Origin of the sequence: Candidatus Methanarcanum hacksteinii (assembly GCF_964305265.1) — an archaeon.
GTDB lineage: Archaea > Thermoplasmatota > Thermoplasmata > Methanomassiliicoccales > Methanomethylophilaceae > Methanarcanum > Methanarcanum hacksteinii.
This window is the reverse complement of sequence record NZ_CAYATA010000002.1, coordinates 361,986-385,533: the sequence shown is the minus strand read 5'-3', so window position 1 is coordinate 385,533 and position 23,548 is coordinate 361,986. Positions and strand designations below refer to the sequence as shown.

The window sequence follows — 23,548 nt, the reverse complement described above, 5'->3', positions numbered from 1 at the left end:
AATGCGATACAAACGTCGTATAAAATTGTTGATAAAAGGAAGATAGGTAAAAGGTTTGAAAGTGTCAGTTAGACAACCGTTCGCTTATCCGAACAATGCGCTCAGACCAGCGGCAGCCTCTTCCTCACTGACTGCTTCCTCTTCGGGCTCCTCGTTTGCGGGAGCTGCTGCGCCTGCTGCAGGTGCTGCTGCGGGTGCTGCTGCGGGAGCTGCCATGACTGAAGCGGATTCGATTGCTTCTTTGATGTCAACTCCATCGAGTGATGCGATCAGTGCTTTGACTTTGGCTGCGTCAGCGTCTACACCAGCGGCTTTAAGGACAGCTGTGACAGCATCCTCGGTAATGTCTTTGCCTGCTGCGTAAAGCACCATTGCACTGTAAATGTACTCCATTGTATTCAACCTCCAATTTTAGCCGAATAATGCACTAAGGCCAGCTGCTGCTTCGTCTTCGCTGACCTCTTCTTCTTCTTCAACGGGTGCTGCACTTGCTTTTGCTTCCTCTGCGGGTGCTGCGGGTGCTGCAGATGCTGCGGCGCTAAGCCTTGCACCAATGCTGCCGTCCGTGTAGTTCGCTGCTGAAGCGATCGAAAGCATCTGTGAATCTGCTTTCGCAAGGAGCATCTTTATGTTGTCTTTGGTTGGGATCGCGGCTGATATTGAGAGACCCATTGCCTCCCTGAAAGCCTTCGTGATCAACGGTATGATCGTATCCTTCGTCGGGAATCCGATTGCTACACCGAGTCCGATGGCATTCCTTGCAGCCGTAGCGAACATTGTTGCATAGTAGTCGTCCGGGATGTTCAGTACGTCCCTGTGGTAGATCGTTCCATCCTCGTAGGCTGCCCTAAGGTCAAGTCCTACGATCATGGGCAAGATTTCCAACTTGGGAAGCATTGCCGCCACATTCGCCGGGATAGGTTCTCCTTCCTTGACGAGTGTGGTATCCTTTTTGACAACAATCTTTCCGCCATCGATAGATGCGGGAAGACCCAGTTTCTGAAGTTCTCCGATGATAGGTCCTGGTCCGAACGGTGTAGGTCCCTGGTGGACAATGATGTCCATGGGAGCAATCTGGCCTGCTTTTGCAGGTGCCGCCGTCTTTGTGCTCTCAAGCTGTTTGAAGAGCTTGAAAGGGTTAAGGTCGGTAGCTATGATTGCACACTGTCCGTGGATTGCATCCTTCAATTCTTCGAGTCCGGGCTTCTGCTTTGCTGCCTCTTCGATAGCCAAGAACATAAGGTTGTTCTTGGTCATCTTAAGGGTTGCGTGCTGCCTAAGTCCCGCCCTCATGGATTGAATCTGCTGACCTGCAATGCCTGACATGTCGACAACTGCGACGATGGGCTTTGCGGTCATCTCATCGACAAGTTCCTTGACGAGATCCTTCTTCCATGTTGCGACGTGTGCCATATTTCGAACCTCCTCAGATTAACCTCTCTGACGGACCCATCGTGGTCTTCACGTAGGATGAAGCGATGTTCATCCTTCCCTTCTCGAGTTTGAGCTCGACACGCTTAAGGATCGTGTCGATGTTCTCTGCAAGTTCTTCGGGTGACATGCTGACCGTTCCAACGGGTGCGTGGAAGGTGATTCTGTCTTTCGTCCTAACAGAAACAGTCTTGCGAAGTGCCTCGATCATTCCTGTGGGATCCTGTCCCGGGGGAATGGGCTTCGGCATCTTACCGCGAGGACCGAGAACGGTACCGAGCCTCTTACCGACGACTCCCATCATGGGTGCCTCAGCGATGAAGTAATCGACACTGTTCGCGAGCTTCTTTGCCTGTTTCTTGTCGTCTGCGATCGCCTGAAGTTCATCAGCTGTGATCACGACGTCGGCAACGTCTTTGGCTTTCTGGACAAGTTCGCCACCACCAATCACACAGATACGGATCGATTTACCGCGACCGTAGGGCAGAATGATATCATCTGTGATACGGTTCTTTGGCATTGACAAATCCACATCTTTGAGATTGATGGCCAACTCAACCGTTTCAGTAAAATTGCGCTTCTTTGCACTTTCGAGTGCCTTCTGCACAGCCATTACGGTTGGTTTTTCTGCCAATTCAATTCCTCCTCGTAGTGCATGCGAGTCCTAAGACTCTCCTACAAGTATGAGGTGCTAAACAATGACCTGTATATAAAGGTAGGGTCTCGAAACGCCCTAGGTCTTGTAGGGCATGATAAAAAGACTTTCGGTCGCCCCTACCTATGTGTATAACATGCGTGTGCATTTCCTTCAAATCGCATAATCCCTTTATGAAAGACGATTATTGAATCGATAAAAACGTAGACTCAATATATTGCATTCAACCATCCAGTTATTGGAGTGAGAAGATATGTGCATGGCAGCTTCGTTCAAGAGCAATAATCACTTTTTTGGACGTAACCTCGATCTCGAGATATCATTCGGTGAGGAGGTTGTGGTTACTCCGAGGAGATTCCCGTTCAGATACAGGAACGGGGACGTTGATGAGGAACATCACGCGATGATAGGTATGGCCCTAGTATCTGATGGATATCCATTGTATTTCGATGCCACCAATGAGAAGGGCCTCAGCATGGCCGGATTGAATTTCCCGGACCAGACAAGATATGAGGAATATTCTGAAAACAAGGTGAACATCACACCCTTCGAGTTCATACCATGGATACTCGGGAAGTGCGAGACGACAGTACAGGCCCGTGAACTTATCAAAACAATGAATCTGTGGAATGAATCGTTCAGCAAGGAACTCCAATTGTCGCCACTCCATTGGATGATATCCGATAGGGATTCATCCATCGTCGTTGAATCGACAGAGAGCGGGATAAACATCTATGACAATCCTGTAGGGATCCTGACCAATTGCCCTCCGTTCCCGTACCACTTACAGAACCTGTCGAATTACATGAATCTCTCAGCAGGGCTTCCAGAGAACAGATTCAGCAAGGAACTCGATCTGAAAGCATACAGCAGAGGCATGGGTGCGATCGGACTCCCAGGAGATCTGTCTTCATCATCCAGGTTCGTGAAGGCATCATTCACCAAGATGAACTGCCTCAAAGGGGATACTGTGGAGGAGGATATCACACAATTCTTCCACATCATGGATTCTGTACAACAGCAGAAGGGTTGTTGCGATCTCGGGAACGGGAAATACGAATACACCATATACACCTCATGTTGCGATACGGATGAGGGCATCTACTACTACAGGACATATGACAACAGTCAGATCAACGGTGTCGACATGAAGCACACCGATCTCGATGGCGAGGGACTCTACAAGTTCCCTATCGTGAAGGGACAGCACATCAACATGATCGATCGATATCAGATGTCCATTCTATGAATGATCTTATGATGAATGCGAACAATATGATGTGGAATACGTTCTTCATCAACACCAACAGTATCGGTATGACATTATCCTCAGGATACGGCCCGCCTATCATGAATGCTACCGCAGAACTTGGTACTGCGAATAGGACATACAATGCGGTCAGTCTGACCATCTTACTGTAACGATCATCATCCGATGACAGTAACAACAGAGGGAATAACGAGAGGAACCACAGCATATACTGTGCGGAGTACACCTTGCTGAACGTTATGAATACGAACAGTATGATGATCGACATAGCGGAAAGTATACGCAACTCCTGTTTCTCATCCACAGATTCCATCCTATGACATCTGTAGATCATCCAAAGCGATGATGCCACCAACATCACATACAATGTCTTATCCAAAATACGGGCACACATGTCGGGTATGTCCCCAACGATGGTGTTCGATCCGTAATATATCCCAATCTCATCGATTATCGGCGTGAACAGGTTGATGAATGTCATCACACTGCTGACGACGCCTTCCACCTGCAGACCGCGATCGGAGTGATATGATAGATACGCGAATGCTGTGCTTGGATCCGCGATCAGGAATGGTAACTCTATGATCACACAGACAAGACAGCTCACGATAGCAAACCTGAACATCCTCACCCAATCCCTTCTTGAAAGGAATACTATCATGAACATAGGGATAAGGATGATCGGGTAGATCTTGATCATCGCACCTACGGCCAATGCGACCGCAGAGAGATCGTACCTCTCCTTCGTGAAACAATAGAATGCGACGGTCACTGCAAGGATGGCGAATATGTCATTCCTTGCGGTTATGAATTGATTTCCGATTATCGCAAGGACGATTATGGATATGTACACATTTGCACGCTGGATGCCGAAATGGTCCGTGATCCTGAGCAGATATCTGGCGAAAAGCACGTACGCCAACGCAGCGAATATCGCATATGAGAAATGGAATGAGACCAGATCCCAAGAGAATAGCTTCGGCACCGCGAAGACCAACAATGCTGCGGGCGGATATTCGAATTTGAAACCACCGTATGGCATCAGATGATTGTCGATCACATCGCTGATGTTGCCATAATAGTTGGACATATCGAACATAGGTTCGAAGAAGCTTACGATACCTACCGCCAGGACATCTATCGCGAGCACTATGCCCAATATGATCGCGAACCATCTGAACTGTTCGTCATCGGACATGTTGCGGTATGAATTGATCCTCCTCGATAACAGGCGCATCAATGTCACATATCCGATATAGTATTTCAATGGTTAACAGTCCATCGGACTTGAAAAATTAAGAATTAGGTAGGTAGGCGGCGAATGCCGCCATCCCAATCAGAGTTTGCCTGCGTAAACGCCTGCTTTGATGTCCTTGGAGAAGACTCTGGGGTCCTTTCCGTCGATCGTAACACCAACAGACACACAGTTTCCAGCGACTTCGAGGAGACGTGCCTCGATAGTTGCTCCGAGAAGGTCATCTCCCTTCATCTCGACAATCTTCTTTGCCTGCTCGATGGTGAGGTTACCTATCTTCTCTGTCCTTGCGTTGTGTGCTCCACAGTCGACGCCGAGCTCTCCCTTGATGAGAGCTGACATGGGCGGTGTACCAACCTTGATCTCGAATGATTTATCGTCTTTGATCAGAATCTTCACAGGGACCTTCATTCCAGAGTAGGCTTTCGTCTTCTCGTTGATCGCTGCAATAATCTGACCGATGTTTACCCCTTTGGGTCCGAGTGCGGGACCGAGGGGTGGACCTGCGGAGGCTCTGCCTCCATCTACCAATGCCTCAACAGTATCTACCATTGTTTCACTTCTCCTTTTCAATGACTCTGACACTGTCTCCCTTGACAGTGACAGGTATCGGGACCATCGCTTCGATAAGCTCTACGGTGATCTCCTCTTTAGTCTGATCTATCTGCTGGACCCTAGCCTTCTCGCCCTTGAACGGACCACTGATAAGCTCCACCAGATCGCCCTCGACTATTCCTACCACAGTCGAAAGCGGTACGAGGTACGGACTGATCTCCTCGATTGTTGTCTCCCCATCGACGAATGACCTTGCTTTCTTGATATCCCTGGTCTTCTCGTGCATACGGTCTGTGTTCATTCCTTCCACGAACACATAACCTCTGAGTGAACCAGGACTCAGGATCGCATAGATATCCTTCTCTCCAATGTTCGCTTTAGCCGCAAGGCTGTCTGAAACGACCTTCTCTTGATCGATCTGCGTCTTGAGGACCATTATCGACTGTGAAGCACGTGCGTTGAACGTCATGCTATCCGTCTCGCCCTCTGCGGATACATTCACGGAGACGGACACAGTATCCCCGTACCTTGCACCCTTAGGACAGATGACCTCGAGTGAGAAATCCTTCTTCCCGTTAGCAGGACCGTCAGTCTTCACTTCGGTCTTGTTTCCATAGTTGCTCCAAATCTCCTCGTGTGACGCATCATTCAATTCGACCGTCCACTCAGGAGCATCTGCACCATCTGGACCTGTGGTTATTGTGAAGGTAAACGTAAGCTTGGAGGCATCGGATGATACACTGAACGGCCACTTCACAGGTGAACCTGCATGCACATCCTTTGGATCATTCTCTCCGATAATCGACAACATATTAACCCTTCAGAAAAGATCTGGGAAATAAGTCATAAGCCACATTATCGCGAAACCAAGTGCTCCGAGAACTACGATTCCGATACCTGTGATTGCGACAGTCTTCTTGTATTCCTCGTGCGTAGGTGTACGGGCCATCTTCATGATCCTTCCGTACTTTCCCTTTCCGAGATTGCGGAATTTGGATTCCACCCTCTTCTGGTATTCTGAGGCTTTTGATGTCTCTGTGTCCATTTTATCTTCCCTCTGTCCCCGAATGCGGGTACATTTTACCTTCCTCGTTGCCACTGATATGGTTAACGATGGAGATACCCTTTACTCCGCATTCTTATTTTAAAGTTTTCGGTACTTTTTCACTCTGCATATGTCATTTAAATGAAAATATGCAAGTTTTAGATGTGAAATGCGATTTCGTAACGACTTATAAAGCAAATAATCTTAAATATGAAACGCTGATTGGGGCGTACCCACACAGCAGGTGATTGTATGGAAGAAGTTCTTTGTAGCATTGAGATTATCAAAGAAAACAACGATTTCATAGCCAAGATCCAGAGCGATCTCGGCGGAAACAGGGAATATAGGTCCCAATTATTCGAAGACGTCCTCGATCAATTCGTCATGGATCTCCAGGAAGAATTCGAATCTATGTGAAGGAGGGAATGACATGGCAGCAATCGACGCAAAACTGAAACAGATTACGAACGAACTAGAAGGACGTCTCGCCAACGACAATGGAGTCCCCAGAAACATCAGGAAAGGCGCAACGGACGCTGTCGCACTCCTCCAGGACAACAAGAAAGCAATGGACCTTCGTATCTCCAGCGCGATCAACATCCTCGCAGATCTTTCCAACGACCCCAACATCCCCATGGAGTCATGGAGTGCGATCATGCAGATCCTGTCGGATCTCGAGATCATGTTGAAGGATATCGCATAAGCGATATCGTACAATCTTACGATTTCATCATGATGGCCTTTATCCTTGTTCCGTTCCAAACGGAACAAGGATAAAGGCCATCTTCTAACAGAAACGTCTTACGAACAACATCATTCTCAACGTATGACATACGACGGATGTTGGAAAATATTATTCTAAACAGAGTGTATTGAGGGACGTATGAAGCACGGCCTATCGAGATTGAAGAAGATCTGCAGGTATGCGTCCAATGTGATGACGATCGCCGGCATGATACTCGCCATATTGGTCATCGTGACGATCGGTCTCGGAATAATATCCCTCATAACAGGCAATGTCTCCGACATACTGCTGTCATGGATAGGTCATAACGGTGATGAGGGCACTAAGATCATCGTTGCCGCAACGATGGAGAACATCCTGATATTATCCATCGGTTCGATAACCGTCATAACGATAGGTAATGTCATGGATTCCATATCCAAGGAGAACAGCCCGTTCACCGAGCTGAATGCCGATAGGATGGTCCTGATATCGATGATATATTTCGTGTCATCATTCCTGCTACTCACATTAGGATTCATCGTCGAGAGGAGGGCCACCGAATCGGTCTTCATCTTCCTCGGGACGTTATTGGTATCGGTCGTGATGTATTGTCTTGCACTGATGTGTCGCTATGGTGCGATATTGCAGAAGGAATCCGATGAGACTCTTTGAAGGTGGATGAATGACGATAATCCTCAGATTGGACCGTGTGATGGCTGACAGGAAGATGTCACTGAATCAACTGACCGAACTAGTGGGCATATCCAATGTGAATCTATCCAAGATAAAGACAGGCAAGATAAGTGCGATAAGATTCTCGACGTTGAACGGGATATGTAGGGCCCTGAACTGTCAACCGGGCGACATATTAGAGTATGTAGAAGAGGAGGAGTGAGTGTCGCCCTGGTGTAGAAGGCGACATCACATCCTCATGCTTCGGATGCCAACTCGCGTTCCATCCTCTTCCTGCTGAAGAGAACGGAGTCCATGAATGCTACCCATGTTATCTCCACGATTATCGAGGTAGCTATGGCGACCATCGCATCACCTGTTATCGGTCCGAGAATACCTGATGTGCACAATGCAATCGCGATCCCTTTGTTCTTGTAAGAGGCCATGAGGATGTCCGTGACCCTTTGTGACCAACCTATGCCCATCCTCTTCTCCGCTCTTTCGACAGCGAATCCAAGACCGAAGGATCTGAGGAATGCTATCAATGCGAACACGACGAACACCCATGCGGGTATCCCTTTGAAATTGGTAGCACCCACTGAGAGCCAGACCATGAAGAATATACAAAGATTGAGGAAAATGGCCATCAGATCCTTATCTATCTTGACCTTGGTCAAGAGCCTGGATGCGATCAAAGGTATCCCGAGAAGTTTGAGTACGGTGATCAACACATCGGTCATCTCCACGCTCTCGCCGAGTGTAAACCATATGATCGCAGGTATCCAAACGAGGGATACGACGTATGTCACGATCGTACCCCTTGCCGCATGCTCCATGTCCCCTCTCAATATGTAAGAGAGAGGAACGACCGAACCTGCGAAGGGCGCCGCGGCTACGAATATCAAGCCTGTTGCCTGATTCCCGAAATCCGTATCCTTCAGAATGTAATAACCGATCAATGGAATTATCGATGATATGATCAATCCAAGCATTACGGCCCTGAGAACGGATGTTCCATGGGCCACAGGATTCAGATTCCTATAGGGTATCCTTGACAAGGACAATGTTAGCATGACAACAAGGGTCCAGATCGTCAGATCCGAACGGATGTTCGGCGTCAAGGATTCTGGGAACCAACCTCCAAGATTGGTCACCAGAGCGACGAACATCGCCAGCATCATCATGAAGGCGCTACTCTTCAACAGACTCTTCATATTCATGGATATGGAAGTATATTGAATCCGTATTTATCGTTTATCGATAAATAATTTATTTATATCGTGTTATTAATCCGAAAAACATGGACGTACCAACGGTAAGACCAGTGAAAGCTGGATGGTGGAATGTGTTGAGACCGTGGACACTCCACGGCGCCGTCGTACCAGTGCTGATCGGTGGTGCGGTCGCAATGACTGTGATCGAGCCCGAATGGATCGATGCGATCGTGTTCGCATTGATCATGTTGGGATCATGTCTTTTCCAATGTGTGGCGAACATCCTGAACACGTATGGTGATTTCGTCAAGGGCACGGATACTGTGGAGAACGAGACGAGATCGCCTGAATTGGTCACAGGTGTTCTGAAGCCGAAGGATGTCCTGATGACAGGCATGGTGTGTCTGTTCATCATATGCATCATCGGGATCGTGTTGATGTTCCACGTCGGCATCGGCCTGATGGTGTATGGCCTGTTGGGCATATTCGGAGTGACCATGTACACCATGGGTGCATCATACAAGTATCATGGGATGGGTCAGATCTCCGTGTTCATCAACTTCGGCATACTCATGCCGATGGGGACGTACTACGTGCTCACAGGTGACTTCTTCTCGATGGATGTCCTCCTGCTCAGCTTACCGAACGCCTTCATGATCACAGGCGTGTTGGCAGGTAACGAATTACGTGACTATTATGAGGACAAGAAAACGGATGTCGGTACGCTCATCGGTCGCATGTCCTATGAGGATGGGATGAGACTCTACCTCTTCGAATCGTTGATCTCATTCCCGATCCTGATAATATTGATGGTCACAGGGATGGCTCCATTGACGTGTGCCATCGCATTCTTGACGTTATATGACGCATATATCCTGTATGCGAATTCAAAAAGAGCACCTAAGGATGGCCATTCGAGTTTCATGTTGGTACCGTTATGCTTCAAATTGAATTGGCATTTCGGTGTATTGATGGTCGCAGGTTATTTGATATGGATATTCATTCCATGATTCAGGTGACAGCATGGCAGAGGAATTGAAGGGCAACCAATTCGAAGGAAAGGGCGAATATGTCGTGGACGTATTCGAGGAGATCGCAGAATACTACGACAAGATGAACGGGATAATGTCCATCGGCATGGTGAAAGGATGGCACAGATTCATGTTCAAGAAAGCTGGGGACATCAGCGGTAAGAAGGTCTGCGATGTTGGTTGCGGAACAGGAGAAATCTCCTTCATGGCTGCCGAGAGGGTTGGAAAGGATGGAGAAGTGATCGGAGTGGATATAACGCCAGGGATGCTTGCGATGGCAAGGAAGAAGATGGCTACCCTCGATCTCCCCAAAGATGTGGATTTCCGCGAAGGGGATGCTCTCAATATGCAATTCGATGACAACACCTTCGATCTCGTCACATCCGGATACATGCTCAGAAATGTCACCGACATACAGCAAGCTGTCAACGAGATGTATAGGATCCTCAAACCGAATGGAAAATGCATCGTTGCCGAACTCTCGAAACCCAAGAACAAACTCCTGCTCTTCGGATACAACATCTATGTCTTCCACATAGTGCCCTGGTTCGGAAGAAGGTTCGACAAAGGCAAGAAGATCGATGGCAAACAGCCCGCATACGATTGGCTCACGTCATCTCTTGAGGGATTCCCTCATGGGAATGACATGGTCAAGATATTCAAGAAAGCTGGTTTCGAAGACGCGAGATTCTATGTGAAATCCATGGGTGCTGTGAACATCTACGTAGCAACGAAGACTCAATGAGTCCTCTTCCACTCGGCACAGATATCCACGAAATTCTGGAACATCTGCTCACCATATTCGGTGTGTTCCACCTCAGGATGGAATTGAACAGCATAGATCGGCCTGGTCTTGCAACGAACCGCCTCCACGGGACAAGTGGATGATGTTGCGATCAATTCGAAACCGTCAGGTACTCCTTTGACCTCATCATTATGCGATGCCCATGCGGTTATCTCCGATGGGATGCCTTTGAAGATATCACTATCATCAAGGATCTTCAGATCCACTTTGCTAAATTCAGGATTCTGCGCAGGACCGAGTTTCGAACCGAAATGCTCGCATGTGAACTGCATACCTGCACATATTCCGAATATAGGGAAATCCGCCTTGTCGAGATACTCTCCATTGTTCCCCATCGCATCCGCTTCCGTAGCAACGGAAGGAGAACCGCCTGAGAGGATCAGACCATCGACCTCATCCTTGATCTCATCAAAGGGTGTAGTGTTAGGGATTATCTTGACGTCCACGTCGAGATATCTCAATACGCGCCATTCGCGATGCGTCCATTGACCTCCGTTGTCCACTACGTAAATCTTCATTATACGGCCAATCTGAGGAATCATATAAATAAATCATCATCAGAACGTCTATCAAATGGACATATGATGTGTGAAAAACAGATTATGTGCGCATTGGAAGCTTAAGCACGTTCCCAATAGAGGATGTTGTCGATGAAATTCGGATTCAACCTTCCGCAATCCTTCAACCAGGACAGATATGAACGTACCGTGCTTGAGATCAGGACATACTCCTCCATCGTCATCTTCAGACCATAATCATCGAACAGTCTTTTCACGATGTTCTCGACCGTTATCGGTTCGTTACACATCTCCACGATGTGGTCTGCGACCTCCATCACACTATCGATATTGTATTGCGCCAACTCGGATATGTCCTCAGTCGCTTCAACATGGGCAGGGATGAATATCTTGGCTTTCATATCCCTGACCTTCTCCAACGTTGCGATATACTCTCCGACATCGTAAACGAAACCGATCTTGTACTTGTCCAAGGTCGCCTTACCTGAGATACAATCTGCTAAGAACACCACATCATCCTTGGTGCGGAAACCGACCATATCGAACGAATGACCTGGAAGAGGTATGATCTCAAGTCCTCCGGGGACAACAGAATCCGTAAGAGGGCGACAGTCGCTCTCTTGGGCCATCAGGAACTTATGGCGCAATTCCTTCATCGGATATCCGCCATAGAGGAATGCGGGCTCCAATACCGTGTGATTCGTGAAATCGCATTCGATACTGGGGGAATAGATCTTGCAGCCTGTCTGTGATTGGAGATATTTATTACCACCAATATGATCGGCATGCGAATGTGTGCTGTATATGGCCACGAGATTCCAGCCGTTGGCATCCAATATCTGCCTGATCTTACGCCCTGCTTCCTTATCATTACCGCTGTCGATGATGCATACGTCCATATCATTCAACTTGACGAGGCCGATATTCGTGGGGCTTTTGACATAATAATCGTTATCGGATACCTGTATCAACTCATACATGTGCTCACCTGATGGATCTGTGCAATCCCATACTATCTAGTGAAGAGATTAGATCACGATATGCAAAATCGAAAGGGATGATGGGGCGTACCCCATCGATCTCACTCCCATTCGATCGTCGCAGGTGGTTTGTTCGTGATGTCGTAAACGACACGGTTGACCTGATCCTTCATGGTGTTGGTGATACGCCTCGATATCTTATCCAGGATCTCCAACGGGATCATGAAGAACTCAGCCGTCATAGCATCCAACGATGACACCGCACGAACGACTATGGTCTTTCCATAGGCTCTTCTGTCGCCCTGCACACCGACAGATTTAGAGGGGAGCAAAGCTGCGAAGTATTGCCACGGCATCTCCATCTTCCCGTCTGCGACGGCTTTCTTTATCTCATCCTCTACGATGAAACATGCCTCACGTACGATCTCGATGTTCTCGGGTGTGACCTCGCCAAGGCACCTCACTGCAAGTCCGGGACCAGGGAACGGTTGCCTCTCTGAGGATTTGATGCCCAACAGCCTTGCGACTGCTCTGACCTCATCTTTGTACAGATCGCGAAGAGGCTCACAAAGCTCCATGCCCATGTCCTTGGGCAATCCGCCCACGTTGTGGTGCGATTTGATCGTGTCGCGGACACCATCTCCGGATTCGATCCAATCCGGTGCGATGGTTCCCTGAACGAGATATTCGGCGCCGAAATCCTTGGCCTCCCTCTCGAAGACGCGTATGAACTTCTCACCGATGATCTTCCTCTTGGTCTCTGGATCGGTCACGCCCTTCAATGCCTCGAAGTACTCTTTGCTTGCATCTATGATCTTGAAATTGACGCCCATGTCCTCCAGCATTCCACGGACCTCATCGGTCTCTCCCTTTCTCATCAATCCTGTGTCGACATAGACTGCGAGCAACCTGTCCCCTATGGCCTTGCTCGCAATGACTGCGGAGACCATACTGTCCACTCCTCCAGAACAGGCGATTATCGCTTTACCCTTTATCTGGTCCGAAACGGACTTCACATGCTCTTCGACGAATTTGTCAGCTTTAAACATCAGCTACACCCTCTGAATCCTTGATGACTTTATCCGCCATCTCCTTTCTGTATGATGCCATCTTATCAGCCAATCCGCTATCGGACATACTCATCATCTCGATCGCGAGAACAGCAGCGTTGTCCCCTCTGTCCAAGCCTACGGTTGCTACGGGCACCCCTGGAGGCATCTGAACTATGGAAAGCAGTGCATCTAGGTTCATCTTACCGCTCACAGGCACGCCTATGACAGGTCTTGTCGTGAAGGACGCTACCACCCCAGGCAATGCTGCTGCAAGGCCTGCTATTGCGATGAATACCTTCGCATCTGACGACGTCACGATCTCCTCGACCCTACTTGGGGTCCTGTGCGCGGATGCGATCATGACCTTGTAGTCGATGTCGAATCTCTTGAAGATGTCTACGGCTTTCTCAGCGATCGGAAGGTCGCTCTTACTTCCCATTATTATCAGGACTTCTGGCATCGATGCGAAGATAAATTCGTGGGTTATAAACTGTCGTATACAGCGCAACATATAGTATTGGTTGTATATTCCGAATAGCATAGAACGTTGGATTTTAAATATTACAAGACAGCCAGATAGGTTCACCAAGCATGGCTCATCGTTATATACTATGTTATGATAGAATATAAAGTTCTCCGTAATGAATATATATGAAATACGAATATAGGCAACCAATTAGATTACGATATCGTGCCCTATGGGCTGGTGGTTCTTGTGGAGTATCTCGGTGTTGTCGAAACGGTATCTGGCGAGGGGAGATTCGTCGTGAAGGCCGAATCCACACCGAATGTCAATGATCAGATATTCAATGAGAAAGGCACGACCATCGGAATCGTGAAACGTATCTTCGGTCCGGTCGAAGGGCCCTATGTGACCATATCATCACAGAACGGTCCAGTATCTGGGGATTTGATCGGGAAGAAAGTGTTCTTTAGGGGAGAAAGTAAACATGGTAAAGACAAGAGAAGGCACTGAAGAAGTCGAGAAGTGCCCTGAGTGCGGAAGCAAACACTTAGTTCGTGATTACGAAAGAGGTGAGCTCACATGTGAGGATTGTGGATTGGTGCTTGATGACCAATTCATCGATCAAGGGCCTGAATGGAGGGCATTCGACGTAGAACAGGGCGAGAAGAGGGCACGTACCGGTGCACCTATGACATATACCATCCATGACAAGGGATTGTCCACCGAGATCTCATGGAAGAACAAAGACAGTTATGGAAAGAGCATCCCCACAAGGAACAGAGCTCAACTCTACAGGCTCAGGAAATGGCAAAGAAGGATCCGTGTCTCCAACGCTACCGAGAGGAACCTCGCATTCGCACTGTCCGAATTGGATAGGATGGCATCCGCAATGGGGCTTCCTAGGAATGTCAGGGAAACGGCCGCTATGATCTACAGGAAAGCGGTCAACAAGAATCTGATCAGAGGACGTTCGATCGAAGGCGTCGTTGCCGCATCACTCTACGCAGCATGCAGGCAATGCGGTGTCCCGAGGACACTTGATGAGGTTGCGAACTCCAGCCGCGTAGGAAGGAAGGAAATTGGAAGGACCTATCGTTTCATGACACGTGAACTCAAATTGAAACTCATGCCGACCAAACCTCAGGATTACGTACAGAGGTTCTGCTCTGAGCTCAGACTCACAGGAGAGGTGCAGAGCAAGGCGGCAGAGATACTCAAGGACGCATCCGAGAAGGAATTGACATCCGGCCGCGGTCCGACGGGTGTTGCCGCAGCGGCAATCTACATCTCATCCATCCTCTGTAACGAGAGAAGGACGCAGAGAGAGGTCGCAGATGTCGCTGGTGTGACAGAGGTCACCATCAGGAACAGATACAAGGAACTCACAGAGAAACTTGGTATCGAGATACAACTCTGATCGAGTGCCGGAAGGCACTCGGTTTCAAAACTCCTTTAATCACTTCTTCCATTTTTCATCCACTATTGTACATATTCGATGTCATATGACAATGCATCCCTTGAACAAAAATGAAAAAAGTATCAATGATTCTTGTGAAAAGTTATCAATTATTTTTGTGAAAAAGTATCAATTATATGTACTGGTACGTCCATGATATCAACATGTCACTCAAACCTGACGGATATATGCCGAGATTGATCGAGAAGGAAATCGAAGAATCGCTGAGAGCATTCGGCGCGGTCAGTATCAATGGTCCAAAATGGTGTGGAAAGACCTGGATCGGGTTGAATATCTCCAACAGCGCATATATGATGGGTGACACGAACGAATATGGAACAAGTAACAAAGACCTTGCTGAAACGAACATCAATATCGCTCTAAGAGGGGCTGCCCCCCATCTCATAGATGAATGGCAAGAGATACCTAGGATATGGGATGTCATAAGGTCCAAAATCGACAAGGACAGATTGCTAGGTCAATTCCTATTGACGGGATCATCGACGCCGAAGGATAGAAAGGCCGTCCACAGTGGTACAGGGCGCATTAAACACTTGAGTATCCGCACGATGTCACTGTATGAATCGGGTGATTCCCTTGGTAGTGTGTCCCTTTCAGACATCATGGGGCGCAAGGATATCGGGATATCCGATAACAAGACCACCATCGACACACTAATCGGATTGATCGTCAGTGGCGGTTGGCCGGGTAACATAGGCCTTACAGACGATATTAAAAAGGAAAGAGTGTCTGGTTATTTGGAATCCATAATTGAGGATGCTTCGACCATGGATGGTGTTCGGAGAAAAAAGGAAGGATTGTGGTCAGTCGTCAGATCGCTTGCTCGCAACGAATCCACACTGGCGACCAATGACAGGATACACAAAGATACAGGCATCCCGATTGGAGATGTTCCTTCCGATGAAGAGTTGAAGCCGTCCATCTCATACAATACGGTCATGGACTACCTGGGTGTCTTCGATAGACTCCATCTGATAGCGAACCAACCCGCATTCGATCCGAATATCAGATCGAGCGCTAGAGTTGGTAAAGCTATGAAAAGGCACCTTACCGACCCATCATTGGCAGTAGCCGCACTGAGAATCAGTAAAGAACGCCTAGTGAATGATCTTAGAACATTCGGCCTCTTGTTCGAATCGTTATGTGAGAGAGATCTACAGATCTATTCAAGAACGATAGGCGGAGAGCTATTCCACTATCGTGACAGCCATGGAAGAGAAATCGATGCAGTCATAGAGATGCCTGATGGGAAATGGGGTGCATTCGAGATCAAATTAGGAGCCAATCAGATCGATGATGCCGCCGTGAAACTCATCGACATAAAGAAGAAGATGGATGATGGAGGGAATGGACCGAGCACACTATGCGTGATATGCGGCCTAGCAGACCATGCATATCGCAGGGATGACGGCGTATACGTCGTACCCATCACATCCCTGAGGCCATGATCAAGGTCTGAACCATCTGAATTCGAGGTATTCCACGTCATCCCCTACCCTGGAGAACAGGAATTCCTTCTTTACTCCGCCAGACAATCTCACTGCACGCGATATCTCCGGCCACATGGTCCTGTTAGATGCATCCACAGCGTGCATCAGATATCTCGCATGACAATCATCCGGTGAACCCTCGTACGCTCTGAAATGCGTACCATACTTGAATCCGGTCTTCACGACCAATCCTCTGGACCTAGCATCGGAATATGCCTTCAATCTAAGATCGAACTCATCCTGTGTATCCCTTCCGAAACCTTTCAGCTCATCCAATTTCATCTTCTTCTTGGTGGATGACGAGACGACATCCAACTGTCTCCTCTCCATCAGATAACAGGATTCTATCAATGACAACTGCATAACATTGTCTATCATCTTACCGTAGAATCCGGAATCGCGTACGATGAGTGAATCAGATGGGTCGAAGATGAACACCCTGTCTCTGATCAAACGTCCGGTCACCTTCTGGACATCATCCTTCGGAGGTACGTTGCCGACGGGATCATGATGCATCATCTTGTAGTAGACTATATCCCCCTCCTCGTCCACGACACCGTAGAGGAGCGTCTTCCCCTTACTTTCGGTCTCGGATACCTCTCCAGAGAAACTGCTGATATCGAATGCTGTGCGTTCGGATACCGCTCTGACCATGTATATCGGGCGGGAATTGCTCATGGTCATACCTCTGGGGAATACGGACATGTCGAACGTACCCGACTCCACCTTCACGACGAATCCCCTGGACCTTATGTCGCGATAGACCATGTATTTGATATCGAAATCCGAGAGGACATTGGATGCATGGTTGAACAGTTCCTCGAACTCCATCCTCTCCTTGTGGGATACGACTTCGAGTCTCTTGCTCTCGAGGAGATATGCAGCCTCCATAAGATCGAGCTCTAATCCCCCTCCTCTCATCGGATAGCCGTAGTTGCCCCTGTTGTAGAGTCTGCTGCCCTCAGCCTGGTCCTTTATGACAACGACGTCCCCCTTCAATTCTCCAGCCATCGGCCATATTACAGGAATATTCTATTTATCAATTGGTACGGGCAGAAGGAGATTGTTAGTGCACACAAAGATAACTATATATAGAAGAACAGACTAATACATAGTAGTTAACCATGAGTTAACAACCAAGTGATACGATGATGGATTTGGATGTCCTGCTCTCAATGATCGAGAACCCGACCAGACGCAAGATACTGGAGTCTCTTGTGAAGATGCCCCGTTATCCTCTGCAACTATCGAAGGAACTCGGAATAAGCCAACAGGCAGTGATGAAGAATCTATCTGTATTGGAAAAGAACGGCATGGTAGTCAGCTATCGCGAGAGTAGTTCAATCGGACCGGAGAGGACAGTATACGAACCGAACTCGGAATTCACACTGATCGTGGACATGAGGAACGGGATGTTCTCTGCAAGGATGGTCGAACCGAAAGGCGAAAGGAAGGATGTGGACGTCGACAATCTCAAAGAAATGAGATCGAAGGTCATCGACATCGACAATGAACTCGAACAATTGGAGAAGAGGTACTCGGAACTAATGAGGGAAAAGGAATCGATAATCGCATCAGTAATCTCCAAACAGGATGGATATGCACAGAAGAGTCTCGCATACGAGATATTGGACGCGCCAAAAAAGACCGTGGAAGAACTATCCAAGGATCTCAACGCACGCACAGATGTCGTCAAAGAGATGATCGATGACATCGAGAGAAGAATGAAGGATAATAAAGAAGGTGAGAAGGATGAGCAATGATAAACCGCTGAAGGTAGCGGAACTTAAACCGGGAGAGGCCGGCAAAGGTGTAGCGAGGATCGATCCTGAACTTATGGGTATCCTCGGCATCAACGTCGGTGACATAGTACAGATCAACGGTACCAAGAAGACCGTGGTAAAGGTCCTCATGGGAGGGCCGGAGGATGCCAACAGAGGGATCATCAGGATAGATGGTTCGACCAGGAGGAATGCTGGTACGGGTATCGATGAACGTGTCGGTATCAAGAAGATTGAGGCTAAGAATGCGACCAAGATAACATTCGCTCCGAGTCAGGAACTCAGACTCCAGGGTGGAGAGGATTTCCTGAGGGACATGTTCGTCGGACGCACATTCGCAAAAGGCGATACGATCACCCTCAGCGTCATGGGTAACAAGTTCGATATGATTGTCACATCATTCACGCCATCGGCTGATGCTGCTACGATAACGCCGAACACACAAGTCAAGATCAACGATAAACCTGCAGGAAGCAACGGAGAGATCCCGACCGTCACATACGATGATATCGGAGGTCTCGGCGATGAGGTGAAGAAGATCAGGGAGATGGTCGAACTACCACTCAGACATCCTGAACTGTTCAAGAGGCTTGGTGTCGATGCACCGAAGGGTGTGTTGCTCCATGGGCCGCCGGGAACAGGTAAGACCATGCTCGCGAAGGCTGTAGCAGGTGAGACAAGCAGCAACTTCACGTACATAGGCGGACCTGAGATCGTCAGTAAGTTCTACGGTGAATCCGAGGGTAAACTGAGGGAGATCTTCAAAGAAGCTGAAGAGAACGCTCCGAGCATCATCTTCATCGATGAGATAGATTCGATCGCGCCTAAGCGTGATGAGGTATCCGGTGAGGAAGAGAGAAGGATCGTAGCTCAGTTGCTGGCACTGATGGATGGTCTCAAATCGAGAGGCAAGGTAGTGGTCATAGGTGCTACGAACAGGCCAAACTCCATCGATGAGGCACTGAGAAGACCGGGAAGATTCGACCGTGAGATCGAAATCAACATCCCTGATAGGAACGGAAGGTTCGAGATCCTTCAGATCCATACCAGAGGAATGCCTCTTGCGGATGATGTGAACCTCGATGAGCTCGCTGACAGGACACATGGATACGCAGGTGCGGACATCTCTGCATTGGCGAAGGAAGCCGCCATGGCAGCTCTCAGAAGGATACTCCCTGATGTGGATCTCGAGACGGATGTCATCCCCATGGAGACACTGAACAAGATACAGGTCAACAGGGATGATTTCTTCAGTGCTCTGAAGGAGATGCAACCTTCGACCATGAGGGAAGTGCTGATCGAGAAACCCAACGTGAAGTGGGAGGATGTCGGTGCATTGGAGGATGCGAAACAAGAACTGAAAGAAGCTGTGGAATGGCCTCTCAAGTACTCCAAGATCTTCCAGAACATGAACGCCAGGCCACCGAAGGGCATATTGCTCTACGGTCCGCCGGGAACAGGTAAGACCATGCTCGCGAAGGCTGTCGCTACGGAATCCGAAGCGAACTTCATCGCAGTGAAAGGACCTGAGTTCCTCAACAAATGGGTCGGAGAATCTGAGAAGGCTGTGAGAGAGACCTTCCGTAAGGCAAGGCAGGCATCCCCGTGTGTGATCTTCATGGATGAGATCGATTCGATCACTCCAGAGAGAGGAACAGGAAGCGACAGCAACGTCACCGAGAGGGTGATCTCACAGATGCTTACGGAGATGGATGGTCTCGAGGCTCTGAACAATGTTGTCGTGATCGCTGCGACGAACAGGCCGGACATCATGGATCCTGCGTTGCTCAGACCCGGAAGATTCGATAAGAGCATCTACATCGGACCGCCAGATCAGGTATCGAGGGAGAAGATCTTCAAGATACACACAGCGAAGAAACCCTTGGATGCCGACGTAGATCTGAGCAAGCTCGCAGAGATGACCGAAGGATGCACTGGTGCAGATATCTCCGCGATCTGTAACGAAGCTGTCATGTGTGCAGTGAGGGAGTTGGTGAGGAACAGCAAGGATCCGAACGCTGTGAACGCCGATGAATGCAAGGTGCACATGAAGGACTTCGAGAAAGCAGTGGAGAAATTCGGTCCGAAGGCGAGAGAGAAGCTGAAGGAATACAACCACTGATCTGCCTCCATGGGTGCCGGATCCCGTCATACGATCAAGTGTGACGGGATTCGACCCCACACAGACCCGTTGCAACGGATCAGAATTCCAATTCGCCTTTCTTCTTATCGTTCAGTTCGTCGAACTTAGCGGCCATGGTGCTGTTGCCCTTGGTCAATTTCTTTATCGTCAGGTCCTGAGCCTTGTCATTGGCGAGTCTGAGGTTATTACTGGATGACAACAGGGCCTCTTTTGTCTTCTGAAGATGATCTATCGTCTTATCTATCTCTTCGATTGCTTTACTGAACTTCTCCGTCGCGATACGGAAGTTCCTTCCAAATTTATCTTTGAAATCATTAAGCGAATCCTCGAAACGATTGATGTCTGTGTTCTGTTCCCTTATGAGGGTAAGCTCCTTCTTGAAACCGATGGACGTCTTGCATGCATTCCTTATCAGGGATATCATCGGTATGAACATCTGAGGCCTTATGACGTACATCTTCTCGTACTTGTGCGACACATCCACTATCCCTTGGTTGTAATATTCACTATCTGGCTCTAACATTGAGACAAGGACCGCGTATTCGCAGTTCTTCTCTCTCCTATCCTTATCGAGCTCTTTGAAGAAGTCCTCGTTCTTATGTTTGGTCACAGTCTCGTCAGCCTCGTTCTTCATCTCGAACATTATGCTGACGTATTCGATGTTCTCATCGCCCTCGCAATCGAAATCGCGGAAGATGAAGTCTCCTTTGGAACCTGTGCGTATGTCATTGTCCTTTTCGAAATATGCGTTCTGGAAACCTGTCGCCCTGAGAGAATTGAATTGGTCCTCACAGTATCTTTCCAATGACTCCCCTATCATCTTCGTGGATTCCTTCGCCTTGAAATCCTTGTAGAATGCGACCTGTTCATCCTTAGCCCTGAGTTCAGCCTCATATCTGTCCTTGTTCCTGTTCATTTCCATGATCATTTCGGATATCCGTTGATCCTTCTCAGAGACAGCTTTTGTGACAGCAAGCTCCTTCGCTGTCTCGTAACTGTTTATGGTCTCATTCAATCTTATGATCTCAGTATCCTTTTGGGTCTTGAGCTCGTTCAAAGCCAATTGTTTATCCTTCTCATATTCCAGATCGGTCGCTCTCTTCTGAGCCTCTAATTCACTGATGATCCTGTCCTTTTCTTTAAGAGCCTCTTCGAGTTTGGACTCGAAATCCTTACGGACGAGATTTACCTCAAGATCGAGCTTCTCCTGCATCGATTTGATCTCTTTCTCGAACTGTTTGTCCCTTATCTGTTTGATGATGGGATCGAAACGTGATTCGTCTATGATTATCAGTTCACCGCAATTCGGACAACGTATCTCTTCTTCCGCCATTACCATTCCAACTCCTGGGATCGATTGAATATCGTATACCCTCCAGAGATCCTATCTTCTGGAAAGGGTTGTGATTCGATGTATGCTGATCTATTCGAGTTCCTCAGATTAAACACTATTCCAAAAATCGGCCAATAGCGACAAACGACTTCCAATGAGAGATCAATCTGAGAGTGAGGATTTGTCGAAGTCGAAACAATTTACAGGGCCCTCATCCGATCTCCCAATGTCCACGGGTACCGCCAACGCGCCTGATGATCCCTTCCGCCTTCATTGAATTGATCAAACGGACGATTCTGTTCCTCTCGACTCCCGTGCGTCTTACCATAGAGTCCATGGATATAGTCGGATCCTTACTCACCATCTCCGTAATCATATCCTTCAACTCTTCAGACTTTGACACTGCAGATAATTTCAGTGTGACCGTGACTGTCTCTGGATCCACCGTTTCCACATACGACGGGTCCCTTATCCCATGCTTACGACAATAGGACACCACATCACTGACACCGCTGCCAGCACGTTCCGCCAACCCTACAAGTCCGATCATGATCGCAAGATGCGGATTTCTCGGATCACTGACCCCTCCTTCGAACATCTTGGCGATAGGGATCCTCAGATTGCCTGGATTTCTCACCATGAATGTATCCTGCCTCCACTCTACCCTGATCCCTCTGAAACCTGCATAATCAGCATGGACCAGTGCATTGACTAGCAGTTCTCTCTGAGCTCTGATCAATGCTGTGTCGTCAATGCGAGACATCCCATCCAGATTTTTCCCTCTATCATTCAGCATCGATATCCGATTCGAGACCTTGGTCAGGAATGTGTATACGTTCCCTGTGAATTCGCCAGTGCCTGTGGTTATACGATGCGTCCAATCATTTGTGCCATCCGCAAACTCAAGGTAATCGAGATGATAATTGGGCAACTCTGCCATGATGCTATAATCAAATCCGAACATCAATAGCCCGGCCACCGTGGGATGCATCACACCTTCAACCCTAGAGCCTGCGCCTATCAGTCTAAGGAATTCCTCATCATCCCGATCGTTCCACGGATGGGACGGATTCCTATTGGACATCCTTTCTCTGAATGAAGCCAAGGATTGCATATCGAGATCCTCAATCGTTATTCCCGTAACGACCTCTGAATCCTGAGATGAGTCTGATGAGTCCCTCAGCATCTGTTTGAGCTCATTCACTGTGCAATGATAATCTCCCTCGCCATTTCTCTTATAGGTCCCATTCTCCATAGAACCGTTGATGAAGACCGGACGTTTCCTACGCTCAGCACGAGGGATATCCACCTGAATCAGTGCTTTTCCTTCGACATCTATGGTGCGAATATCCTTTGGGGACAACAGATTCACATTGACCTTCCTGCTATCGTTGAGAAGGTCCCACAACTCTTTGATGATCTTGTCTGGATTATCGATTCCCAATGGTTCGCGCGTTTCATCATCGACGCCGATTATGACCGTTCCTCCGAATGTGTTGGCGAATGCGGAGTAGGTTGGCCAGAAATCCTTGGAAAGACGATTTTTACATGATTTGAATTCCAAATATTCTGATTCAGGGTTTGACACCTTACCGTCTACCACCTTCAGATCGATCATATGCGATTATATCAGTTTGATATAATAATT

27 protein-coding genes are annotated in these 23,548 nt (G+C 48.2%); 12 read left to right on the top strand and 15 right to left on the bottom strand.

Annotation, left to right across the window (positions count from 1 at the left end; translation table 11 throughout):
* Positions 1–84 precede the first annotated feature (84 nt).
* Genes rpl12p through ACI2NF_RS02865 form a run of 3 tightly spaced genes read right to left on the bottom strand, consistent with a single transcriptional unit; the run spans position 85 to position 2,065 of the window.
* A complete protein-coding gene (gene rpl12p, locus ACI2NF_RS02875) occupies positions 85–393 on the bottom strand; it encodes a 50S ribosomal protein P1 (RefSeq protein ID WP_400146251.1) in 309 nt (102 codons plus the stop codon).
* A gap of 18 nt (positions 394–411) precedes the next feature.
* On the bottom strand, positions 412–1,413 hold the full coding sequence (locus ACI2NF_RS02870; RefSeq protein ID WP_400146252.1) for a 50S ribosomal protein L10: 1,002 nt from the start codon (positions 1,411–1,413) through the stop codon (positions 412–414).
* Positions 1,414–1,426: 13 nt separating this feature from the next.
* A complete protein-coding gene (locus tag ACI2NF_RS02865; RefSeq protein ID WP_400146254.1) occupies positions 1,427–2,065 on the bottom strand; it encodes a 50S ribosomal protein L1 in 639 nt (212 codons plus the stop codon).
* Between the two features lie 274 nt (positions 2,066–2,339).
* Here ACI2NF_RS02865 and bsh point away from each other — a divergent pair, with 274 nt between their 5' ends.
* The gene (bsh, locus tag ACI2NF_RS02860) at positions 2,340–3,335 is read left to right on the top strand and encodes a choloylglycine hydrolase (protein ID WP_400153013.1); all 996 of its coding nucleotides are present in this window, start codon (positions 2,340–2,342) and stop codon (positions 3,333–3,335) included.
* On the opposite strand, the gene ACI2NF_RS02855 is transcribed toward bsh, so the two are convergent.
* The 4 genes from ACI2NF_RS02855 to ACI2NF_RS02840 all read right to left on the bottom strand — a co-directional run bounded on the left by ACI2NF_RS02855 (position 3,298) and on the right by ACI2NF_RS02840 (position 6,211).
* On the bottom strand, positions 3,298–4,623 hold the full coding sequence (locus tag ACI2NF_RS02855) for a glycosyltransferase family 87 protein (protein ID WP_400206772.1): 1,326 nt from the start codon (positions 4,621–4,623) through the stop codon (positions 3,298–3,300). The two genes, bsh and ACI2NF_RS02855, sit on opposite strands and share 38 nt — an antisense overlap.
* Before the next feature lie 69 nt (positions 4,624–4,692).
* Positions 4,693–5,163, bottom strand: coding sequence for a 50S ribosomal protein L11 (locus ACI2NF_RS02850; protein ID WP_177971091.1), 471 nt, complete (start codon positions 5,161–5,163; stop codon positions 4,693–4,695).
* 4 nt (positions 5,164–5,167) lie between these two features.
* A complete protein-coding gene (locus tag ACI2NF_RS02845; protein ID WP_177971089.1) occupies positions 5,168–5,977 on the bottom strand; it encodes a transcription elongation factor Spt5 in 810 nt (269 codons plus the stop codon).
* A gap of 9 nt (positions 5,978–5,986) precedes the next feature.
* Positions 5,987–6,211: a protein translocase SEC61 complex subunit gamma gene (locus tag ACI2NF_RS02840; RefSeq protein ID WP_177971087.1), complete on the bottom strand. Its 225-nt coding sequence runs from the start codon at positions 6,209–6,211 to the stop codon at positions 5,987–5,989.
* 252 nt (positions 6,212–6,463) lie between these two features.
* On the opposite strand from ACI2NF_RS02840, the gene ACI2NF_RS02835 reads away from it, so the two are divergent.
* The 4 genes from ACI2NF_RS02835 to ACI2NF_RS02820 all read left to right on the top strand — a co-directional run bounded on the left by ACI2NF_RS02835 (position 6,464) and on the right by ACI2NF_RS02820 (position 7,833).
* Complete coding sequence (locus ACI2NF_RS02835; protein ID WP_177971085.1) at positions 6,464–6,628, top strand: hypothetical protein; 165 nt, start codon at positions 6,464–6,466, stop codon at positions 6,626–6,628.
* Positions 6,629–6,641: 13 nt separating this feature from the next.
* A complete protein-coding gene (locus tag ACI2NF_RS02830; RefSeq protein ID WP_400146261.1) occupies positions 6,642–6,914 on the top strand; it encodes a UPF0147 family protein in 273 nt (90 codons plus the stop codon).
* Between the two features lie 180 nt (positions 6,915–7,094).
* A complete protein-coding gene (locus ACI2NF_RS02825; protein WP_177971084.1) occupies positions 7,095–7,610 on the top strand; it encodes a hypothetical protein in 516 nt (171 codons plus the stop codon).
* A gap of 10 nt (positions 7,611–7,620) precedes the next feature.
* Positions 7,621–7,833, top strand: a complete 213-nt coding sequence (locus ACI2NF_RS02820) for a helix-turn-helix domain-containing protein (RefSeq protein ID WP_400149620.1) — start codon at positions 7,621–7,623, stop codon at positions 7,831–7,833.
* 34 nt (positions 7,834–7,867) lie between these two features.
* Here the strand turns inward: ACI2NF_RS02820 and ACI2NF_RS02815 are convergent, their stop codons facing one another.
* Complete coding sequence (locus ACI2NF_RS02815) at positions 7,868–8,830, bottom strand: Na+-dependent transporter (RefSeq protein WP_400149622.1); 963 nt, start codon at positions 8,828–8,830, stop codon at positions 7,868–7,870.
* Positions 8,831–8,910: 80 nt separating this feature from the next.
* On the opposite strand from ACI2NF_RS02815, the gene ACI2NF_RS02810 reads away from it, so the two are divergent.
* Entirely contained in the window at positions 8,911–9,834 is a 924-nt protein-coding gene (locus tag ACI2NF_RS02810; protein ID WP_400146267.1) for a prenyltransferase, read from the top strand.
* 13 nt (positions 9,835–9,847) lie between these two features.
* Positions 9,848–10,600, top strand: coding sequence for a bifunctional demethylmenaquinone methyltransferase/2-methoxy-6-polyprenyl-1,4-benzoquinol methylase UbiE (gene ubiE, locus ACI2NF_RS02805; RefSeq protein ID WP_400146269.1), 753 nt, complete (start codon positions 9,848–9,850; stop codon positions 10,598–10,600).
* Here the strand turns inward: ubiE and ACI2NF_RS02800 are convergent.
* From ACI2NF_RS02800 to purE, 4 genes are all read right to left on the bottom strand, one after another.
* Positions 10,594–11,178: a GMP synthase subunit A gene (locus tag ACI2NF_RS02800; protein ID WP_177971074.1), complete on the bottom strand. Its 585-nt coding sequence runs from the start codon at positions 11,176–11,178 to the stop codon at positions 10,594–10,596. The two genes, ubiE and ACI2NF_RS02800, sit on opposite strands and share 7 nt — an antisense overlap.
* 101 nt (positions 11,179–11,279) lie before the next feature.
* On the bottom strand, positions 11,280–12,158 hold the full coding sequence (locus tag ACI2NF_RS02795) for an MBL fold metallo-hydrolase (RefSeq protein WP_400211039.1): 879 nt from the start codon (positions 12,156–12,158) through the stop codon (positions 11,280–11,282).
* A gap of 101 nt (positions 12,159–12,259) precedes the next feature.
* On the bottom strand, positions 12,260–13,207 hold the full coding sequence (guaA, locus tag ACI2NF_RS02790; RefSeq protein WP_400146273.1) for a glutamine-hydrolyzing GMP synthase: 948 nt from the start codon (positions 13,205–13,207) through the stop codon (positions 12,260–12,262).
* A complete protein-coding gene (gene purE, locus ACI2NF_RS02785) occupies positions 13,200–13,670 on the bottom strand; it encodes a 5-(carboxyamino)imidazole ribonucleotide mutase (RefSeq protein ID WP_400146275.1) in 471 nt (156 codons plus the stop codon). Before purE ends, guaA begins: the two co-directional genes overlap by 8 nt.
* A 231-nt stretch (positions 13,671–13,901) precedes the next feature.
* On the opposite strand from purE, the gene ACI2NF_RS02780 reads away from it, so the two are divergent.
* The 3 genes from ACI2NF_RS02780 to ACI2NF_RS02770 all read left to right on the top strand — a co-directional run bounded on the left by ACI2NF_RS02780 (position 13,902) and on the right by ACI2NF_RS02770 (position 16,601).
* Positions 13,902–14,186 (top strand): H/ACA ribonucleoprotein complex subunit GAR1, encoded by a 285-nt coding sequence (locus ACI2NF_RS02780; protein WP_400153007.1) that lies wholly within the window; start codon positions 13,902–13,904, stop codon positions 14,184–14,186.
* Entirely contained in the window at positions 14,161–15,093 is a 933-nt protein-coding gene (locus tag ACI2NF_RS02775) for a transcription initiation factor IIB (RefSeq protein ID WP_177971065.1), read from the top strand. The genes ACI2NF_RS02780 and ACI2NF_RS02775 overlap by 26 nt, the downstream gene beginning before the upstream one ends.
* A 203-nt stretch (positions 15,094–15,296) precedes the next feature.
* On the top strand, positions 15,297–16,601 hold the full coding sequence (locus ACI2NF_RS02770) for an ATP-binding protein (protein ID WP_400211038.1): 1,305 nt from the start codon (positions 15,297–15,299) through the stop codon (positions 16,599–16,601).
* Here the strand turns inward: ACI2NF_RS02770 and endA are convergent, their stop codons facing one another.
* A complete protein-coding gene (gene endA, locus ACI2NF_RS02765) occupies positions 16,602–17,654 on the bottom strand; it encodes a tRNA-intron lyase (protein WP_400210846.1) in 1,053 nt (350 codons plus the stop codon).
* 137 nt (positions 17,655–17,791) lie between these two features.
* Between endA and ACI2NF_RS02760 the strand changes: the two genes are divergently transcribed.
* On the top strand, positions 17,792–18,406 hold the full coding sequence (locus tag ACI2NF_RS02760; protein WP_400146354.1) for an ArsR/SmtB family transcription factor: 615 nt from the start codon (positions 17,792–17,794) through the stop codon (positions 18,404–18,406).
* A complete protein-coding gene (locus ACI2NF_RS02755) occupies positions 18,396–20,546 on the top strand; it encodes a CDC48 family AAA ATPase (protein WP_400146353.1) in 2,151 nt (716 codons plus the stop codon). Before ACI2NF_RS02760 ends, ACI2NF_RS02755 begins: the two co-directional genes overlap by 11 nt.
* A 79-nt stretch (positions 20,547–20,625) precedes the next feature.
* Here the strand turns inward: ACI2NF_RS02755 and ACI2NF_RS02750 are convergent, their stop codons facing one another.
* Together ACI2NF_RS02750 and ACI2NF_RS02745 are read right to left on the bottom strand one after the other, a co-directional pair.
* Positions 20,626–21,906: a DUF2130 domain-containing protein gene (locus ACI2NF_RS02750; protein ID WP_400211037.1), complete on the bottom strand. Its 1,281-nt coding sequence runs from the start codon at positions 21,904–21,906 to the stop codon at positions 20,626–20,628.
* 205 nt (positions 21,907–22,111) lie between these two features.
* Complete coding sequence (locus ACI2NF_RS02745; RefSeq protein ID WP_400150454.1) at positions 22,112–23,518, bottom strand: RNA-binding domain-containing protein; 1,407 nt, start codon at positions 23,516–23,518, stop codon at positions 22,112–22,114.
* Positions 23,519–23,548 lie beyond the last annotated feature (30 nt).

Bases quoted from the DNA above. Each gene is read 5' to 3' on its own strand.
- ACI2NF_RS02825 (WP_177971084.1), top strand. From the start codon at position 7,095: ATGAAGCACGGCCTATCGAGATTGAAGAAGATCTGCAGGTATGCGTCC.
- rpl12p (WP_400146251.1), bottom strand. From the start codon at position 393: ATGGAGTACATTTACAGTGCAATGGTGCTTTACGCAGCAGGCAAAGAC.
- purE (WP_400146275.1), bottom strand. From the start codon at position 13,670: ATGCCAGAAGTCCTGATAATAATGGGAAGTAAGAGCGACCTTCCGATC.
- ACI2NF_RS02755 (WP_400146353.1), top strand. From the start codon at position 18,396: ATGAGCAATGATAAACCGCTGAAGGTAGCGGAACTTAAACCGGGAGAG.
- ubiE (WP_400146269.1), top strand. From the start codon at position 9,848: ATGGCAGAGGAATTGAAGGGCAACCAATTCGAAGGAAAGGGCGAATAT.
- ACI2NF_RS02770 (WP_400211038.1), top strand. From the start codon at position 15,297: ATGTCACTCAAACCTGACGGATATATGCCGAGATTGATCGAGAAGGAA.
- ACI2NF_RS02795 (WP_400211039.1), bottom strand. From the start codon at position 12,158: ATGTATGAGTTGATACAGGTATCCGATAACGATTATTATGTCAAAAGC.
- ACI2NF_RS02845 (WP_177971089.1), bottom strand. From the start codon at position 5,977: ATGTTGTCGATTATCGGAGAGAATGATCCAAAGGATGTGCATGCAGGT.
- ACI2NF_RS02835 (WP_177971085.1), top strand. From the start codon at position 6,464: ATGGAAGAAGTTCTTTGTAGCATTGAGATTATCAAAGAAAACAACGAT.
- ACI2NF_RS02760 (WP_400146354.1), top strand. From the start codon at position 17,792: ATGATGGATTTGGATGTCCTGCTCTCAATGATCGAGAACCCGACCAGA.
- ACI2NF_RS02820 (WP_400149620.1), top strand. From the start codon at position 7,621: ATGACGATAATCCTCAGATTGGACCGTGTGATGGCTGACAGGAAGATG.
- ACI2NF_RS02815 (WP_400149622.1), bottom strand. From the start codon at position 8,830: ATGAATATGAAGAGTCTGTTGAAGAGTAGCGCCTTCATGATGATGCTG.
- ACI2NF_RS02830 (WP_400146261.1), top strand. From the start codon at position 6,642: ATGGCAGCAATCGACGCAAAACTGAAACAGATTACGAACGAACTAGAA.
- ACI2NF_RS02800 (WP_177971074.1), bottom strand. From the start codon at position 11,178: ATGAAGATTTACGTAGTGGACAACGGAGGTCAATGGACGCATCGCGAA.
- ACI2NF_RS02775 (WP_177971065.1), top strand. From the start codon at position 14,161: ATGGTAAAGACAAGAGAAGGCACTGAAGAAGTCGAGAAGTGCCCTGAG.
- ACI2NF_RS02870 (WP_400146252.1), bottom strand. From the start codon at position 1,413: ATGGCACACGTCGCAACATGGAAGAAGGATCTCGTCAAGGAACTTGTC.
- ACI2NF_RS02750 (WP_400211037.1), bottom strand. From the start codon at position 21,906: ATGGTAATGGCGGAAGAAGAGATACGTTGTCCGAATTGCGGTGAACTG.
- guaA (WP_400146273.1), bottom strand. From the start codon at position 13,207: ATGTTTAAAGCTGACAAATTCGTCGAAGAGCATGTGAAGTCCGTTTCG.
- ACI2NF_RS02850 (WP_177971091.1), bottom strand. From the start codon at position 5,163: ATGGTAGATACTGTTGAGGCATTGGTAGATGGAGGCAGAGCCTCCGCA.
- ACI2NF_RS02810 (WP_400146267.1), top strand. From the start codon at position 8,911: ATGGACGTACCAACGGTAAGACCAGTGAAAGCTGGATGGTGGAATGTG.
- ACI2NF_RS02840 (WP_177971087.1), bottom strand. From the start codon at position 6,211: ATGGACACAGAGACATCAAAAGCCTCAGAATACCAGAAGAGGGTGGAA.
- ACI2NF_RS02745 (WP_400150454.1), bottom strand. From the start codon at position 23,518: ATGATCGATCTGAAGGTGGTAGACGGTAAGGTGTCAAACCCTGAATCA.
- bsh (WP_400153013.1), top strand. From the start codon at position 2,340: ATGTGCATGGCAGCTTCGTTCAAGAGCAATAATCACTTTTTTGGACGT.
- endA (WP_400210846.1), bottom strand. From the start codon at position 17,654: ATGGCTGGAGAATTGAAGGGGGACGTCGTTGTCATAAAGGACCAGGCT.